Origin of the sequence: Streptomyces sp. H51, assembly GCF_035656535.1 — a bacterium.
Lineage (GTDB): Bacteria > Actinomycetota > Actinomycetes > Streptomycetales > Streptomycetaceae > Streptomyces.
The window spans coordinates 245212-261241 of sequence record NZ_JAYMHD010000061.1 but is presented as its reverse complement, the minus strand read 5'-3'; the positions used below and the strand labels follow the sequence as shown (position 1 = coordinate 261241).

At 74.5% G+C, this 16030-nt stretch carries 15 protein-coding genes; 5 read left to right on the top strand and 10 right to left on the bottom strand.

Features of this window, described 5'->3' with window-relative positions; all coding sequences use genetic code 11:
* The first annotated feature begins 41 nt into the window (after positions 1-41).
* Positions 42-902 carry a dihydropteroate synthase gene (folP, locus tag VKA29_RS21535; protein WP_324787521.1) on the top strand — a complete coding sequence of 287 codons (861 nt, stop codon included), beginning with the start codon at positions 42-44 and terminating at the stop codon, positions 900-902.
* A gap of 475 nt (positions 903-1377) precedes the next feature.
* On the opposite strand, the gene VKA29_RS21530 is transcribed toward folP, so the two are convergent.
* Together VKA29_RS21530 and dapE are read right to left on the bottom strand one after the other, a co-directional pair.
* Complete coding sequence (locus VKA29_RS21530) at positions 1378-2136, bottom strand: TIGR00730 family Rossman fold protein (RefSeq protein ID WP_324787520.1); 759 nt, start codon at positions 2134-2136, stop codon at positions 1378-1380.
* Between the two features lie 146 nt (positions 2137-2282).
* On the bottom strand, positions 2283-3368 hold the full coding sequence (gene dapE / locus VKA29_RS21525) for a succinyl-diaminopimelate desuccinylase (protein WP_324787519.1): 1086 nt from the start codon (positions 3366-3368) through the stop codon (positions 2283-2285).
* 83 nt (positions 3369-3451) lie between these two features.
* Between dapE and VKA29_RS21520 the strand changes: the two genes are divergently transcribed.
* Both VKA29_RS21520 and VKA29_RS21515 read left to right on the top strand, forming a co-directional pair.
* On the top strand, positions 3452-4435 hold the full coding sequence (locus VKA29_RS21520) for a heavy metal transporter (protein WP_324787518.1): 984 nt from the start codon (positions 3452-3454) through the stop codon (positions 4433-4435).
* Between the two features lie 276 nt (positions 4436-4711).
* On the top strand, positions 4712-5164 hold the full coding sequence (locus VKA29_RS21515; RefSeq protein WP_324787517.1) for an ATP-binding protein: 453 nt from the start codon (positions 4712-4714) through the stop codon (positions 5162-5164).
* A gap of 441 nt (positions 5165-5605) precedes the next feature.
* Here the strand turns inward: VKA29_RS21515 and VKA29_RS21510 are convergent, their stop codons facing one another.
* A complete protein-coding gene (locus VKA29_RS21510; RefSeq protein WP_324787516.1) occupies positions 5606-6697 on the bottom strand; it encodes a bifunctional succinyldiaminopimelate transaminase/glutamate-prephenate aminotransferase in 1092 nt (363 codons plus the stop codon).
* Between the two features lie 130 nt (positions 6698-6827).
* A complete protein-coding gene (gene fdxA, locus VKA29_RS21505; RefSeq protein ID WP_324787515.1) occupies positions 6828-7148 on the bottom strand; it encodes a ferredoxin in 321 nt (106 codons plus the stop codon).
* 140 nt (positions 7149-7288) lie between these two features.
* Between fdxA and VKA29_RS21500 the strand changes: the two genes are divergently transcribed.
* Both VKA29_RS21500 and VKA29_RS21495 read left to right on the top strand, forming a co-directional pair.
* Entirely contained in the window at positions 7289-8317 is a 1029-nt protein-coding gene (locus VKA29_RS21500) for a GNAT family N-acetyltransferase (protein WP_324787562.1), read from the top strand.
* Positions 8318-8369: 52 nt separating this feature from the next.
* Positions 8370-9236, top strand: a complete 867-nt coding sequence (locus tag VKA29_RS21495; RefSeq protein WP_324787514.1) for a transglutaminase-like domain-containing protein — start codon at positions 8370-8372, stop codon at positions 9234-9236.
* Between the two features lie 140 nt (positions 9237-9376).
* On the opposite strand, the gene VKA29_RS21490 is transcribed toward VKA29_RS21495, so the two are convergent.
* From VKA29_RS21490 to VKA29_RS21465, 6 genes are all read right to left on the bottom strand, one after another.
* A complete protein-coding gene (locus tag VKA29_RS21490; protein ID WP_324787513.1) occupies positions 9377-9988 on the bottom strand; it encodes a response regulator transcription factor in 612 nt (203 codons plus the stop codon).
* Positions 9985-11178 (bottom strand): sensor histidine kinase, encoded by a 1194-nt coding sequence (locus tag VKA29_RS21485; RefSeq protein WP_324787512.1) that lies wholly within the window; start codon positions 11176-11178, stop codon positions 9985-9987. The genes VKA29_RS21490 and VKA29_RS21485 overlap by 4 nt, the downstream gene beginning before the upstream one ends.
* On the bottom strand, positions 11175-11915 hold the full coding sequence (locus tag VKA29_RS21480; RefSeq protein WP_324787511.1) for an ABC transporter permease: 741 nt from the start codon (positions 11913-11915) through the stop codon (positions 11175-11177). Before VKA29_RS21480 ends, VKA29_RS21485 begins: the two co-directional genes overlap by 4 nt.
* The gene (locus VKA29_RS21475; protein WP_324787510.1) at positions 11912-12835 is read right to left on the bottom strand and encodes an ABC transporter ATP-binding protein; all 924 of its coding nucleotides are present in this window, start codon (positions 12833-12835) and stop codon (positions 11912-11914) included. The genes VKA29_RS21480 and VKA29_RS21475 overlap by 4 nt, the downstream gene beginning before the upstream one ends.
* 202 nt (positions 12836-13037) lie before the next feature.
* Complete coding sequence (locus tag VKA29_RS21470; protein WP_324787509.1) at positions 13038-15419, bottom strand: hypothetical protein; 2382 nt, start codon at positions 15417-15419, stop codon at positions 13038-13040.
* Between the two features lie 196 nt (positions 15420-15615).
* Positions 15616-16029, bottom strand: a complete 414-nt coding sequence (locus VKA29_RS21465; protein ID WP_324787508.1) for a DUF6113 family protein — start codon at positions 16027-16029, stop codon at positions 15616-15618.
* Between the last annotated feature and the right edge of the window lies 1 nt (position 16030).

The following is a 16030-nucleotide window of genomic DNA, read 5'->3' as shown; positions in this document are numbered from 1 at the left end:
CGGCCGGGACACCCAGGACGTACTAGGAGAGGTCACAGGGGATGCTCAGGCTGGGCAGGCGCACGTTCGAGGCGCACGAGCCGGTGATCATGGCGATCGTGAACCGGACCCCGGATTCCTTCTACGACCAGGGGGCGACCTTCCGGGACGAGCCGGCCCTCGCGCGCGTGGAGCAGGCCGTGACCGAGGGCGCGGCCATCATCGACATCGGCGGGGTGAAGGCCGGGCCCGGCGAGGAGGTGACCGCCGAGGAGGAGGCGCGGCGGACGGTCGGGTTCGTGGCGGAGGTCAGGCGCCGTTTCCCCGACGTCGTCATCAGCGTCGACACCTGGCGGCACGAGGTCGGCGAGGCCGTGTGCGAGGCGGGCGCGGACCTGCTCAACGACGCGTGGGGCGGGGTCGATCCCCGGCTGGCGGAGGTCGCGGCGCGCCACGGGGCGGGGCTGGTGTGCACGCACGCGGGCGGCGCCCGGCCGCGGACGCGTCCGCACCGGGTGGCGTACGACGACGTCATGGCCGACATCCTGCGGGTGACGCTGGGGCTGGCGGAGCGGGCGGTGGCGCTGGGGGTGCCGCGGGAGTCGGTGCTGATCGACCCCGGGCACGACTTCGGCAAGAACACGCGGCACAGCCTGGAGGCGACGCGGCGGCTGGACGAGATGGTGGCCACCGGGTGGCCGGTGCTGGTGTCGCTGTCCAACAAGGATTTCGTGGGCGAGACGCTGGACCGCCCGGTGAAGGAGCGGCTCCTGGGGACCCTGGCGACGACCGCGGTCTCGGCGTGGCTCGGTGCCCAGGTCTACCGCGTCCACGAGGTGGCGGAGACCCGCCAGGTACTCGACATGGTCGCCGCGATCGCCGGCCACCGCCCCCCGACGGTGGCTCGCCGGGGTCTGGCGTAGGGCGGGTTCGGTGCCGGGCCCGGCACCGGGCCGACGCCCGGGAACCCGGGGCTGAGGCCCCCGCGCCTCCCCCGGCGGTGGCCGCCGGGATACGGCGGCCGGCAGGGCCCGGGGCAGACGTCCCCAAGGGCCGAGGGACCGCGTCCGCGGGGTCAGAGGCCGGGGTGCAGGCTGACGCCGGGCCGCGAGCCGCCGTAAAGCCGGGCCGAGGCCCGGACGCCGGGGCAGCCCGAGGCTCCGGACACGGGGGCCGACACCCGGAGGCCAGGGCCCGGAGGGACGAGGGACCCGTCCGTGGCGCGGGAGCCGACCCTCACGCCACGGCGGTGGCCCGCCGACACCCGAAAGCCGGGGCCGACACCCGAAGGCCGGGTCGCGGGGGAAACGGGGGCCAGGGTCGCGGGCCGAGGGCCGGTGTCGGGGCGAGGGGCAGGGGGTTCAGGGTCGGTGACCGGAGGGGAGGGGCCGGTGGGGGTCAGCGGCCCGCTTCCTTGGAGACCAGGGCCACTGCCTCGTCCACATCGTCAGTGACGTGGAACAGCATCAGGTCGTCCGGGGACATCTTGCCCTGGGCCGCCATCGTGTTGCGCAGCCAGTCCACCAGGCCGCCCCAGTAGTCGGTGCCGAACAGGACGATCGGGAAGCGGGTGACCTTCTGGGTCTGCACCAGGGTCAGCGCCTCGAAGAACTCGTCCAGGGTGCCGAGTCCGCCGGGCAGGACCACGAACCCCTGCGCGTACTTCACGAACATCATCTTGCGGACGAAGAAGTACCGGAAGTTCAGGCCGATGTCGACGTAAGGGTTGAGGCCCTGCTCGAAGGGGAGCTCGATGCCGAGGCCGACCGAGGCGCCGCCGGCCTCGCAGGCGCCCCTGTTCGCGGCCTCCATGGCGCCGGGGCCGCCGCCCGTGATCACCGCCCAGCCCGCCTCCGCCAGACCGCGGCCGAGGCGCACTCCCGCCTCGTACTCCGGCGAGTCCACCGGTGTCCGGGCCGAGCCGAACACGCTGATGGCGGGCGGGAGTTCGGCCAGCGTGCCGAAGCCCTCGACGAATTCCGACTGGATGCGCAGCACCCGCCAGGGATCGGTGTGGACCCAGTCCGCGGGGGCGCGCTCGTCCAGCAGCCGCTGGTCGGTCGTGCTCGCCGTCACCTGTCCGCGCCTGCGCAGGACCGGTCCCAGGCGCTGTTCCTGCGGCGGTGGCGTCTTCCCCCTCGGGTTGCCTGTTGCCATGTGCGCTCCCTCCGCGGTCGATGCCTCCCCGTCCCGAGCGAAGTCGAGAGGTGGGGAAAGGTGTTTCCGCCTCAGCGTAGATCCACACCCGTTACGGCCGGGGGACTTGGACGTGTCCGCCGCGCGGCACCACCCCGCACGGGGCCCTACGCCGGTGCCGTCAGCCAGGCCCGCAGGCGCTCCTCACCCGCGAGGATTTTCGCCGTTTCGACCCGTTCGTCCCGCTTGTGTGCCAAGTGCGGATTGCCCGGACCGTAGTTGACGGCCGGGATGCCGAGGGAGGAGAAGCGCGAGACGTCCGTCCAGCCGTACTTGGGCCGCGGGACGCCGCCCACCGCCTCGATGAAGGCCGCGGCGGCGGGGTGGGACAGGCCGGGCAGCGCGCCGCCGCTGTGGTCGTCGATCACGAACTCCTCCACCCCGCAGTCCGCGAACACCTCGCGGACGTGCGCGACGGCCTCCTCCTCGGTGCGGTCGGGCGCGTAGCGGAAGTTGACCGTGACGACGCACTCGTCGGGGATGACGTTGCCCGCGACCCCGCCCGAGATGCCGACCGCGTTCAGGCCCTCCCGGTACTCCAGGCCGTCGATCACCGGGTGGCGCGGCGTGTAGGAGGCGAGGCGGGCCAGGACGGGCGCCGCCGCGTGGATGGCGTTGGAGCCCATCCAGCCGCGCGCCGAGTGGGCCCGCTCGCCCTTCGTCTTCAGCAGCACCCGGAGCGTGCCCTGGCAGCCGCCCTCGACCTCCCCGTCCGACGGCTCGAGGAGCACCGCGAAGTCGCCCTCCAGCCAGTCCGGGTGGGCCTCCGCCACGTGCTTGAGGCCGTTCAGCTCGGCGGCGACCTCCTCGTTGTCGTAGAAGACGAAGGTCAGGTCGCGGTTCGGGGCGGGGACGGTGGCCGCGATGCGCAGCTGGACCGCTACGCCCGCCTTCATGTCGCACGTGCCGCAGCCCCACAGGACGCCGTCCGCGTCCAGCCGGGAGGGGACGTTGTCCGCGATCGGGACCGTGTCGATGTGGCCGGCCAGGATCACCCGCTGCGCGCGGCCCAGGTTCGTGCGGGCCACGACGTTGTTGCCGTACCGGTCGACCGTCAGGTGCGGCAGGGCGCGCAGGGCGTCCTCGATCGCGTCGGCGAGGGGCTGCTCGGTGCCGCTCTCGGAGGGGAAGTCGACCAGCCGCGCGGTCAGCTCGGCGGCGTCCAACGTGAGGTCAAGCGGGGTGTCGGCCATGCCGTCGACCCTAACGCGTCTGCCTCGTCACACCGTCCGCTCCGACCTCGCCGCCCTCTCGTGCCTCCGCTACCTTGTACGGCGTGTCAGAGCCGTCCCTCCACCCCGTCAAGCGCCGTGGCCGCGTCTTCCGTTTCGGTGCGGCCCTCGTGACCCTGCTCGCCGTCGCCGGTTACCTCGTGGTGCAGTACGTCACCGGGGGCAGGAGCGGCCCGGGCTGCACGGTGGTGTCGGGCGGGGACGACGGCGTGCGCTACCGGTTCACGCCGGAGCAGGCGGTGAACGCGGCGACGATCGCCGCCGTCGGCACCGGGCGCGGGATGCCCGAACGGGCCGTGACGATCGCGCTCGCGACCGCGCTGCAGGAGTCGGGGCTGCGCAACATCGAGCACGGCGACCGGGATTCGCTGGGCCTGTTCCAGCAGCGGCCCTCGCAGGGCTGGGGCACGCCGCGGCAGATCATGGAGCCGGCGTACGCGGCGGGCGTCTTCTACGAGCACCTCGACAAGGTGCCCGGCTACACCCGGCTGCCGCTCACGGTCGCCGCGCAGCGCGTGCAGCGCAGCGGCTATCCGGAGGCGTACGCCAAGCACGAGCCGGACGCGAAGCTGCTCGCCGCCGCCCTCACCGGGCACGCCGCCGCGACGCTCACCTGCCGGGGCAACCCGGACGCGGCCGGCGTCCAGGCGGGCCCCGACGCGGTCCGCTCCGCGCTGGTACGGGACTTCGGGCGGGACGTCCTGCAGGACGCGGGCGCGGAGGTGGGCGGCCGGGCCACGCCGACGCCCTCCCCCTCGCCGAGCGCGCGGGGCGGCACGCGGACCGTCACGCTGCCCGTGGCGGCCGGCGCGAGCCCCGCGAAGGGCGGCACCGCGCGGCAGCGCGGCTGGCAGCTGGCGCACTGGGCGGTCGCCAACGCCTCCGCGCTGCACATCGAGCGCGTCTCGTTCGCCGGGCGGGAGTGGACGGCCGGGACCAGTGACCCCCGGTGGCGGGCGACCGGCACGGAGGGCTCCGGGGCGGCCGGGCGGACGGCGGACGCGGTCCGGATCGTCACCGGGCAGTAGTACGGATCCTCACCCGCACGGGTCACCCGGGCCGGTTGTCCGGCCCGGTGCACGGCCGTTTCCGCCCGATGCCCGGCGGATTCGCGAAAAGCCTTGGGAACACGGCGCCGTAAGGATTCGGCAGCCGCACCCGCCGCGTCCTTTTCACCCGCATTCGTCCGCAGCCGATAATGCGACGCATTGCCAACTCTTTACGGTTCCGCTCCGCAACCTCGGAGGGGCTTCGAGCGGTAGTCACGGCGTCCGAGCAAGACCCTCTCCCGTCGAAGGAGCATCATGTCCCTCCCCCTGACCCGTCGGATCGCCCGTGCCGCGCTGCTTGTCGCAGCGGGAGCGGCAGCCGGGGTCGGTGCGGCCGGCTCCGCGAGCGCGGCCCCCGAACTGCCCGCCACCCCGAACGTCGGGGGTCTGACCGCCCTGGACGGGGCGCACGTCACCCACACCGTCGACGGCGCGGCGCAGAACGTCACCCGGGTCGCGGGCGGCGCCGGCGGCAAGGCGGTCAAGAAGGCGGTGCCGACCGCGACCAGGACCGGCGGCAAGGTGGCGAAGCAGGCGGCGCCGGTGGCGCGGAAGGCGGTGGGGGACGCGACGGGCTCCGCCGAGGACGTCGTCGGCGACACCGCGAGGACGGCGACCAAGGGCGGCCTGCCGACGGACGCGCTGACCAAGGGCGGCATCCCCTCCGCGAAGACGCTCCCGGCGAAGGGCCTCCCGCTGGGCGGCTGAGCCACCCCCGCATGGCTGTGGGCCCGGGCGCTGCCGCCCGGGCCCACAGCCATGTGCGCGGGGCCGGGCGCGCGCCGGGCCGCAGCCCGCACCGGGCCCGGCCGTCACGGCGCTGCCGCCCAGAGCGCGCAGCCGTGCGCGGCCGGGTCGGGGGCGCGTGCCGGCCCGCAGCCGTGCGCGACCGCACCAGGCCGCGCCGCTCCCCCGCGACAGACCGCAGCCACGGGCAGCGGGCCGCGCCGACCGTCCGCACCAGGCCGCAGCCGCCACGGCAATGCCGCCCGGACCCCACCGTCGAATACGCCGGACCGGGAGCGCGTACCGGGCCGCAGTCGGACGGCCGTACCGAACCGGGCACCGTCCGCCACGGCGATGCCGCCCGGGGCCGTGGTCGTGCGGGCCCGGGCCGCGCAGCCGGTCGCGGACGGCCCTGGAGGTGGGTTACAGGCGTTCCACGGCTGCCCGGACCCGTTCGTCCGTCGCGGTCAGGGCCACCCGGACGAAGCGGTCGCCCGCCGGGCCGTAGAAGTCTCCGGGGGCCACCAGGATGCCGCGTCCGGCGAGGTGGGCCACCGTGTCCCAGCAGGACTCGTCGCGCGTGGCCCACAGGTAGAGGCTGGCCTCGCTGTGCTCGATGCGGAAGCCGTGCCCGGTCAGCGCCTCGCGCAGGGCGGCACGGCGGGCCGCGTACCGCTCCCGCTGCTCGCGGACGTGGCTGTCGTCGCCGAGGGCCGCCACCACCGCCGCCTGGGTCGGCGCGGGCGTCATCATGCCGCCGTGCTTGCGGATCTCCAGCAGGGGGCCGAGGACGGCCGGGTCACCGGCCAGGAAGGCCGCGCGGTATCCGGCCAGGTTCGACCGCTTGGACAGCGAGTGGACGGACACGATGCCGTCGCAGGAGCCGCCGTTGACGTCCGGGTGCAGCACGGAGACCGGGTCGGCCTCCCAGCCCAGCTCGATGTAGCACTCGTCGGAGAAGACCAGCACGCCGTGCTCGCGGGCCCAGGCCACGATCCGGGTCAGCTCGTCCTTGCCGAGCACCTTGCCCGTCGGGTTGGACGGGGAGTTCAGCCACAGGAGCTTCAGGCCCTCGGGGTCCAGCTCGGTCGGGTCGTCGTAGGCGACGTGTTCGGCGCGGGCCAGGCGGGCGCCCACCTCGTAGGTCGGGTAGGCCAGCCGCGGGAAGGCGACCTTGTCGCCGGGGCCGAGGCCCAGCTGGGTGGGCAACCAGGCGACCAGTTCCTTGGAGCCGACGACCGGCAGGACGTGCCGGTGGGTGACCTCGCGGGCCCCCAGACGGCGCTCGAGCCAGCCCGTGATCGCGTCGCGCAGCGCCGGGGTGCCCCAGACCGTCGGGTAGCCCGGGGAGTCCGCCGCGTCGATCAGTGCCTTCCGGATCAGTTCGGGGACCGGGTCGACGGGGGTGCCGACGGACAGGTCGACGATGCCGCCCGGGTGCGCGGCGGCCGTCTTCTTGTACGGCTCCAGCTTGTCCCAGGGGAAGGCCGGGAGGCGGTCGGTGACTGCGGACACGGGTGGTGGCTCACTTTCTCAGGGAACGGCTCGGCCCCCGCACGGCAAACGCCTCGGCCCCGCACGGTGATCGTCGACGATCAGGCCGTACGGGACCGAGGCGGCGCATGTCGCGGGGCCGCTTACGGAATCACTCGGCCTGCGGCGGCAGCGCGGCGATGATCGGGTGGTCACGCTCGATCAGGCCCAGCTTGCTGGCCCCGCCCGGCGAGCCCAGCTCGTCGAAGAACTCGACGTTCGCCTTGTAGTAGTCCTTCCACTCCTCCGGCACGTCGTCCTCGTAGAAGATCGCCTCGACCGGGCAGACCGGCTCACAGGCACCACAGTCGACGCATTCGTCCGGATGGATGTACAAGGACCTGGAGCCCTCGTAGATGCAGTCGACCGGGCACTCCTCGATGCACGCCTTGTCCTTCACGTCGACACAAGGCTGCGCGATGACGTAGGTCACGCTGTCGTTCCTCCTCGATTGGGCGCTGGCGGGCCTCCTCAGGCTCCGCCGCCTGGCGCGCGGGAGCGCGGCGTCGTCGATGCCCGCCCCTAGTATCTCCGTTCCTGGGCATGATCCGAACAGGAGGGGTGAACCGACCCGTGGAAATCTCGGCCGCTGGACGCCTCGAGGTCCGAATCATCGCTGCTGACGTGGGGAAACGTGTCTCCGTGCGGTGCCTGAGCGAACCTGGAGTCACGCAGGAGAAGTTCACCGACACGGTGGGTGTTCTCACATCATGGGACGAAGGTGTGCTGCTCATCACACGGAAGACCGGTGAGAGCGTCCGGATACCGGAGTCCGCGCTGGTCGCGGGGAAGGTGGTGCCCGCCGCGCCGGCCCGCCGCCGGGGCCCGGCCACCTCCTACGAGGAGCTCGCGCGTGTCTCCTCGCGCGCCTGGCGGCCGGTGGAGAGCGAACCGCTGGGCGGATGGGAGCTGAGGGCGGCGGCCGGATTCACCCGGCGGGCCAACTCGGTGCTCCCGCTCGGCGACCCGGGCGTGCCGCTCGACGACGCGCTGAGCACCGTACGGCGGTGGTACGGCGACCGCGGCCTGCCCGCGTACGTCCAGACCTCGACCGGGGCCGAGGGCACGCAGGAGCTGCTGTGCGCGGAGCTGGAGCGGCGCGGCTGGGTGCGCGAGGTGACCGCCGAGCTGTGGGTCGGCGGGCTCGCGCCGGTCGCCGACCGGGCGGAGGGGACGGGTGTCGTGCTGTCCCGCACCGCCGACGCGGCGTGGCTGGCGCGGTACCGGCGCAAGGGCGTGGGCGAGGCCGCCCTGAAGGTGCTGGGATCGGGCCCGTCGGTGTGGTTCGCGACCGTGCCGGGCGCCTCGGAGGGGGCCGTGGCGGGGGCCGCGCCCGCCGCGATCGGGCGGTGCGTCGTGGACGGCCGGTGGGCGGGCTTCGCCGCCGTCGAGGTCGACCCCGCGCAGCGGCGGCGGGGGCTGGCGACCGCGGTGATGGCCGCGCTGGCCCGGCGGGCCCTGGACGAGGGCGCCTCGGCCGCGTGGCTCCAGGTCGAGGCGGACAACGCGGCGGCGCGGACGCTGTACGCCGGAATGGGGTTCGCCGCGCACCACGCGTACCACCACTACCGTCAGCCGGCCGGTGACCGAGCCGGGCGGTGACGGAACGCCGCGAAACCGCCGTGAAGCCGCCGTGGAAGGGCACGAGCCTGATATGAGTCCCCCCTGTCCCCCGTCCCCCTGTCCCCCGCCGCCCGAGCGGTCCGCGCGGCTGCGGCGGCTGTTCGCCGAGGAGGCCCGCTCCGAGCGGCCCGACCTGGCCACGCTGTGCCTGCTGGTGGGCACGCAGGCGGACGGAACGCTGGACGAGGCGGGCGTGGACGCCGCGCAGCTGGAGCTCGACCGGCTGGCGGGACGGCTGCCGTTCCGGCCGGGCGGGCCGGCGGCGTGGGCGAACGCGCTGCGACGGCTGCTGGGCGAGGACGAGGGCTTCCACGGCTCCCCCGCCGACTACCGGCGCCTGGAGTCGTCGCTGCTGCACGAGGTGCTGCGACGGCGGCGCGGGCTGCCGATCATGCTGTCGGTGGTGTGGATGGAGGTGGCCAGGAGAGCGGGCGCGCCGGTGTACGGGGTCGCGCTGCCCGGACACTTCGTCGTCGGGTTCGGGCCGCAGGACGAGCAGGTGCTGGCCGATCCCTTCGACGGCGGGCGGGTGCTCGGCGGGGTCGACGTGGAGCTGCTGGTCGCGGGGGCCACCGGGGCGCCGCTGGAGCCGTCGATGCTGACGCCGGCCGGTCCGCTGGAGGTGGTCTCGCGGATCCTGAACAACGTCCGCGCGTGGGCGGCGGCCCGGCCGGAGCGGTCGGACGTGGCGCTGTGGGCGGTGGAGCTGTCGCTGCTGCTGCCCTCGCATCCGGCGCGGCTGCGCTACGAGCGGGCGCAACTGCTGGTGCAGCGGGGCGACTTCCTCGCCGGAGCGGCGGAGCTGGAGGCGTACGCCGAGGTGGTGGCCGCGGTCGACGATCAGACGGCGCGGCAGGTGCGCCGCCAGGCCCACTCGGCGCGGGCGATGCTCAACTGAGGCATCACAGCCGCCACCGAGGCGCACAGCCACCACTGAGGCGCACAGCCACCGCTGAGGCGTACAGCTACCACTGAGGCGTTCAGCTACCACTGAGGCGCATATAGCCACCACCGAGGCGTCACACCACCGCTGAGGCGTCACAGCCAGCCCTTGTCGCGGGCGATCCGCACCGCCTCCGCCCGGTTGCGCACCGCGAGTTTCTGGATCGCGGTGGAGAGGTAGTTGCGGACGGTGCCCTGCGACAGGTGCAGCGCGGCGAGTTCGGCGTTCGTGGAACCGTCGGCCGCGGCGCGCAGCACCTCGCGCTCGCGGTCCGTGAGCGGGTTCGCGCCCCCGGCCAGGGCCGCCGCCGCGAGGGTGGGGTCGATGACCCGTTCGCCCGCCAGTACCTTCCGTACCGCCGCGGCCAGTTGGGCGGCCGGGGCGTCCTTGACCAGGAAGGCGTCGGCGCCGGCCTCCATCGCGCTGCGCAGGTGGCCGGGGCGGCCGAAGGTGGTCAGGACGACCAGCTTCACGTCCGGCAGCGCCGCGTGCACCCGGGCCGCGGCCTCGATGCCGGTGCAGCCGGGCATCTCGATGTCCAGCAGGGCCACGTCCACGTCGTGCTCGCGCGCCGCGGCCAGCACCTCGTCGCCGCGGGCGACCTGGGCGACGACCTCGATGTCGTCCTCGAGGCCGAGCAGGGCGGCCAGTGCCTCGCGGACCATCGACTGGTCCTCGGCGAGCAGGACCTTGATCGTGGAGCTCATGCCCCGGATCCTACGTCCGCCCCACCGGCCACGGGGACGCGGGCGACCAGCCGGAACCCGCGCCTGCCGGCGCCCGCCTCCAGGGTGCCGCCGGCCTTCTCCAGGCGCTCGGCCAGGCCCGCGAGGCCGTTGCCGGCGCCCTTGCCGGGGCCGCCCCGGCCGTCGTCCTCGACGGAGAGTTCCAGCACCCGCCCGTCGAGGGTCTGGCGGGTGAGCAGTCCGACCGCGCAGCGCCGGGCGCCGCTGTGCCGTACGACGTTGGTGACCGCCTCGCGCAGCGCCCAGGCCAGGGCCGACTCGCTCTCCTCGGGGACGCCGGTGAGGTCGGGTTCGGCGGGCAGGTCGGCGGTGACGTCGGCCGCCGCCAGGGCCACCTGGGCGCCGGCGAGTTCGGCGGCCAGCCGGGGGCGCCGGTAGCCGGTGACGGCCTCCCGGACGTCGACCAGGGCCTGGCGGCTGACCTGTTCGATGTCGGCGACCTGGCGGGCGGCCTGGTCGGGGTGGTCGGGGAGCATGCGGCCGGCCAGCTCGCTCTTCAGCGTGATCAGCGACAGCGAGTGGCCGAGGAGGTCGTGCAGGTCCCGGGCGAGACGCAGCCGCTCCTCGTTGGCGGCGAGCTGGGCGACCTGGGCGCGGGCCCGGCGCAGTTCGACCGTCGTGCGCACCAGTTGCCGTACTCCGGTCATCGCGAAGCCGATGAGCAGGACCAGCAGGACGAGGGTCCACAGGTCCCGCTCGCCGTCGGCGAGGGCGAGCGCCGTCATCACGGCCGTGGTCAGGGCGATCGTCCAGTAGGCGGTCCGCAGCGGGAAGGTGGCGCCGCAGGCGACGGAGACGTAGACGAACAGGCCGAGCCAGTGCGGGCCGAGCGCCAGGGAGAGGACGACGGCGAGCACGCCGAGACCGGCGACCGGGCCGGCCACGAGCGGGCCGGGGAACGGCCGGCCCATGGTGCGGAAGACCAGCGTCAGGTAGGTGGCCACGAAGACCGCCAGGCCGGTCCAGCCGGCCACCGTGGCGGCGGTGGTGTGGTGGCCGGAGAGCAGGTCGTTCACGGGCGAGCTGAGGAAGACCAGCCAGATGACGATCCACAGCGCCTTGCGCGCCGCCTCGCGCAGGGTGCGGGGCGGCTGCCCGAGGGGCGTCGTGCCGGTCTCCGACGCCGACCGGCCGTCCGTCGTCGTGCTCACGCCTGCAACGTGTCCTTCCGGTAGAGCCAGGCAGCGCCGCCCGCGAACACGACGAAGAAGACGGCGAGGAGGGCGACGTCCCGGGCGTGCGGGGCCCGGCTCTGCTCGATCGCCCGCCCGAGGGCAGCGTACGCGTGCGTGGGCAGCCACTTCGCGACGGACTGGAGCCACTGCGGGAAGGTCGTCGTCGGCATCCACAGGCCGCCCAGCAGCGACAGGCCGAAGTAGACGATCATGGTGACCGGACGGACGGTGTCGCCGTTCGCCAGGTAGCCGAGGGCGACGCCGAGCGCGGCGAAGACCAGGCTGCCGGCCCAGATGGAGCCGGTGAGGGCGAGCCACTGCCAGGCGTCCAGGCGGACGTCCTTCACGGCGGCCGCGACGACGAAGACGATCACGATGGACGGCAGGCTGACCACGGCCGCGCCGGCCGTCTTGGCGAGCACGTAGCCGCGTCCGGGCAGGGCGGTCAGCCGCAGCTGCCGTACCCAGCCGCTCTCGCGTTCCTTGGCGATGCGTTCGCTGTTGCCCATCAGGACGGCGGTCAGGGCGCCGAAGGACGCCATGGAGACCATCATGTAGGCGGGCAGGGTCAGGCCCGTGTCGTCGATCTTCGTGGTGCTGTCGGCGTTGCCCGCGATGAGCAGGAACAGCAGCGAGGGGTACAGGACCGAGAAGAACAGGAACTTGCGGTTGCGCAGGGCGCGGGTGAGTTCCAGCTTGATCAGGCTGTTCACGGCTGCTTCGCCTCCTCGGCGGCGGTGATGGCGACGAACGCCTGCTCCAGGCCGAGGCCGGCGACCTCGAGGTTGCGGGGGTAGAGGCCGAGGCCGTACAGGGCGTGGACGGTGGCGTCGGCGTCGGCGGACTGGATGCGGACGGTCCGGCCGCTGATGTCGAGGGACGTCAGGAACGGCAGGCCGCGCAGCCGCGCCGCGTCGACGGGGCCGTCCAGGTCGAAGGAGACGCGCTGGGCGCCCGCTTTGGCCTTGATCTCGGCCGCGGTGCCGTCCGCGAGCAGCCGTCCCCGGTGCAGGACGAGGACGCGGTCGGCGACGGCGTCCGCCTCCTCCAGGTAGTGCGTGGCGAACAGCACGGTGCGGCCCTGGCCGGCCTGCTCGCGGATGGTGGCCCAGAAGGCCTGGCGGGCGGAGACGTCCATGCCGGTGGTGGGCTCGTCCAGCACGATCAGATCGCTGTCGCCGGCTGTGGCGAGCGCGAAGCGGACGCGCTGCGCCTGGCCGCCGGAGAGCTTGTCGACCCTGCGGCCGGCGATCTGGGTGAGGCCGGCGCGGGCGAGCACGTCGGTCACCGGGCAGGGCCTGGGGTGCAGGTCGCAGGCGAGGCGGACCAGTTCGCCGACGGTGACCTCGTCCATCAGCCCGCCGCTCTGCAGCATGGCGCCCACCCGCCCGGCGACGATGGCCTCGCGCGGTGTGGTGCCGAAGACGCGGACGGTGCCGCTGTCGGCGCTCCTGAGCCCGAGCAGCAGGTCCAGGGTGGTCGACTTGCCGGCCCCGTTCGGCCCGAGCAGCGCCACGGTCTCCCCGGGACGCAGCGCCAGCGTCAGCCCGTCGACCGCCCGCACGCCGCCGTAGCTCTTGCTCACCCGCTCGAATCCGACCACCGGGGCGGCGGCCGTCTCTGTCGTTGTCATGACAGCCATGGTGGCCGCGGGGCCGCCGGGCCCGGCAGTGTCGGGGGTCCGGTGTCGGGGATGACAGATGTCATACGACGAGGGGCGCCCGACGGTCGTACGACGAGGGGCGCCCGACGGTCGTACGACGAGGCCCACCCGGCCGTCATACGGCGAGGGGCGCCCGGCGGTCGCTGGGCGCCCCTCTTCCGGTCGTGGGCGGTCAGCTGGGATCGGTGTCGATGACCGCGACCCGGTTGGTCTTGCTCAGCAGCGCCTGGCGCAGGGCGACGTAGACGTCCTGCGGGGTGACGGCCGTCTTCTGGCCGGTGCCCCGGGTGATCAGGACCTCGTCGAAGGTGTGGCCGTAGAGCTCCTTGAGCGCGTCCATGTCGGGGCTGTCGACGAGCTTGCCGTTGACGGCCTTCACCCGGAGGAACTTCCACAGGGAGTTCTGCGGGCTGAAGATGATGCTGTGCGCCGCGTCCGTCTGCACCGTGACGGGGGCCGACATCGCCGGCTGGGCGAACTCCTTCAGCTCGCGGTCGACCTCGGCGTCGGAGATCGTCGGCTGCTTGGTGGTGGTGGCCACGGCGGCCGGGGTAGTGGAGCCGGTCTCGACCTGGGCGCGGTAGGCGGTCACGATCGCGTCGGTCGACCTGTCGATGTCGATGCCCTTGCCCGGCTTGCCGTAGACGGCGACGGCCTTGCCGGAGGCGAACTTGATCGTGCCCTCGGTCATCGAGCCGGAGCCGCCCGCCACGTCCTGCAGGGCGGCGTTCAGCTTCTCCTCGTCGACGGGCATGACGGGCTCGACGACCCGCTGTTCGCCGAGGAGGGAGCCGATGACCGAGACCGGGTTGTAGTCGCTCTTCGCGGCCGCGGCGACCGTGGCCTGCTCGTCGAACTGCAGCCCCGCCTGGTCGGGCTTGAGCGTGACGGTGTCGCCGCCGACCGACAGCTTCAGCGGCTGGTCCACGCGCTCGCCGAAGGCCGCGTCGAGCTTCTTCACGGCGTCGTCGCGGGTGCCGCCGCCGATGTCCACGCCGAGCACGGTGGTGCCCTTGGGCACGTCGGTGTGGTTCATCAGCAGACCGGCGCCGTAGGCCCCGCCGGCGACCAGGAACAGGGCGACGCAGAGCAGCGCCGGCTTGCTGCGGCCCTTCTTCTTGGCGGGGGCGGCCGCCGGCACGTCCTGGGCGACCGGCTCGGGCAGCTTCGGGGGCGTGTGCGCCGACGGCCCGTCGGCGGGGGTGCCCGGCCCGAACGGGGATCCGGCGCCCGGCGGCACGACCGGGATGCCGCTGGTGACGGTGTGCCCGGAGACGTTGTCGGGGGCCGGGTAGCCGCTCTGCGGGCCCGGTTCGGGGGCGGGCTTCTGCGGGGTGAGGATCGCGGTGTCGTCGCTCAGTCCGCCGCCGGGCGCCGTGCCGGGACCGGAGCCGAAGGGCTCACCGCCGCGCATCGTGCCCGGAGCGCCGGGGGCGCCGGGGCCGCCGTAGCCGCCCGGACCACCCTGGCCGCCCGGACCGGTGGGCGGGGCCAGCGGGCCGTCGCCGGTGGCCGGGCCCGTGGTGGGGCCCGCGGGGCCACCGTGCGCGCCGCCGGGGCCGCCGAAGCCGTTCGGCCCGTCGAAACCGCTCGCGCCGTCGAACCCGTTCGGGCCGCCGAACCCGTTCGGGCCGCCGGGAGCGCCGGGAGCGCCGGAACTGCTGGGGCCGCCCGGACCGCCGGGACCGCCGTAGCCGCCCTGACCGGCCCCGCCGCCCTGGCCGTTGACGGCGCCCTGGCCGTTGACGGCGCCGCCGCGGTCGCCCTCCGAGAAGTACGGCAGGTCGTCGCGGCGCGCCTCGCCGCCGGCGCCCTGGCCGGGACGCGGGCCGGTGGGACGCGAGCCCGCGTTCAGCGCCTCGGTGACGTCGAAGGAACCGGTGCCGCCGCCGTGTCCGGGGGCCACCGGCCCGCCGGTCGCGCCGGGGAGCCCGGCGCCGTTGGTCGTGCCGGGCTGGGCGCCGTTCGCGCCGCCGGGCCGGGAGCCGCTCGTCACGCTCATGGCGCCGACCACGCCGCCGGGACGCGCGCCGCCGGAGGCACCCGCGGCGGGCGTGCCCGAGCCCGCGGGCGCGCCTGCCGACGTACCCGAACCGCCGGGGACACCGGCGCCGTTGGCGGCGGCGCCGCCCTGACCGCCCTTGGGCGCACCCGACTTGCGCGGCGCGAACCAGTCGCTCGTCTTCTCCCCCGCGGGCCGGACCGGCTCGGCCGGGGCGTCGACGGTGCCGGTGGGCGTGCCCGTGGGCGTGGCCGCCGCACCCGGCGCCGGAGCCGGAGCCGCGGTCTCCGCGGTGTCGTCCTTCTTGCCCTCGGCGTCCGCGACGGGCTTGCGCACGACGACCGGCGGAATGGGCCGCGACCCGGGGATGTTGATCCGGATCCGGGTCGTCAGCGTGGTCTCGGTCTTGCGGTCCTCCGGCTTGGCCGAACGGCCCGCGTCCGCAGAGCCGTCGGAAGCCGCCGGCGTCCCGTAGGGCGGGGTGCCCGACGGGTATGCGGCTCCACCGCGCCCGTTGGGGCCGGAGGACGGAGTGTCAGTTTCACGACTCAAGGCAGGTTCTCCCGGTTGGCTCCGCCGCCCGACACGACCTCACGATGGGGGGTCCCCCCGGGCGCGAGCTAAGTCGAGCGTCTGGGGGAGGCTCGGCGGCGCGCACCACCATACTGGCCACTTCTGGCCCGTATCCCACTACCGCCGGGGAAACCCACACGGCACTTGCACGCCCGTGGGACGGCGAAGTGGTACGTCACTTCCCAAGTCGGGCGTCGCCGCCGTTCGGTTGCCGCCCCCACCCGACCGTGGCGCAGATCACAGCCACGGCCATGCCACCGAGCAGGAACAGGTACGAACCTCCCCCCGCGGCGAAGAGGAAGTCGCCCTCGGGGCGGCTGGTGGTGAGGAACACCACGGCGATCATCCAGCCGACCGCGGACGCGACCGCCCCGGCCCGGCCGCCGGAGGCCAGCGCCCCGCCGAGCACGAGCCCGGCCTCGCCCGCGAGGGCGAGCAGCAGTCCGCCCGGGAACCAGCCGGCCTGCACCAGCGCCCCGGCCGCACCGACCACGGCGCCGCACACGAACAGGCCGAGGTACAGGGCCGCCCGGCCCGCGGACGGCGGTCGCAGGGGCTGGGCGAGCATCGGAGTCCGGTCGCCGCTCATG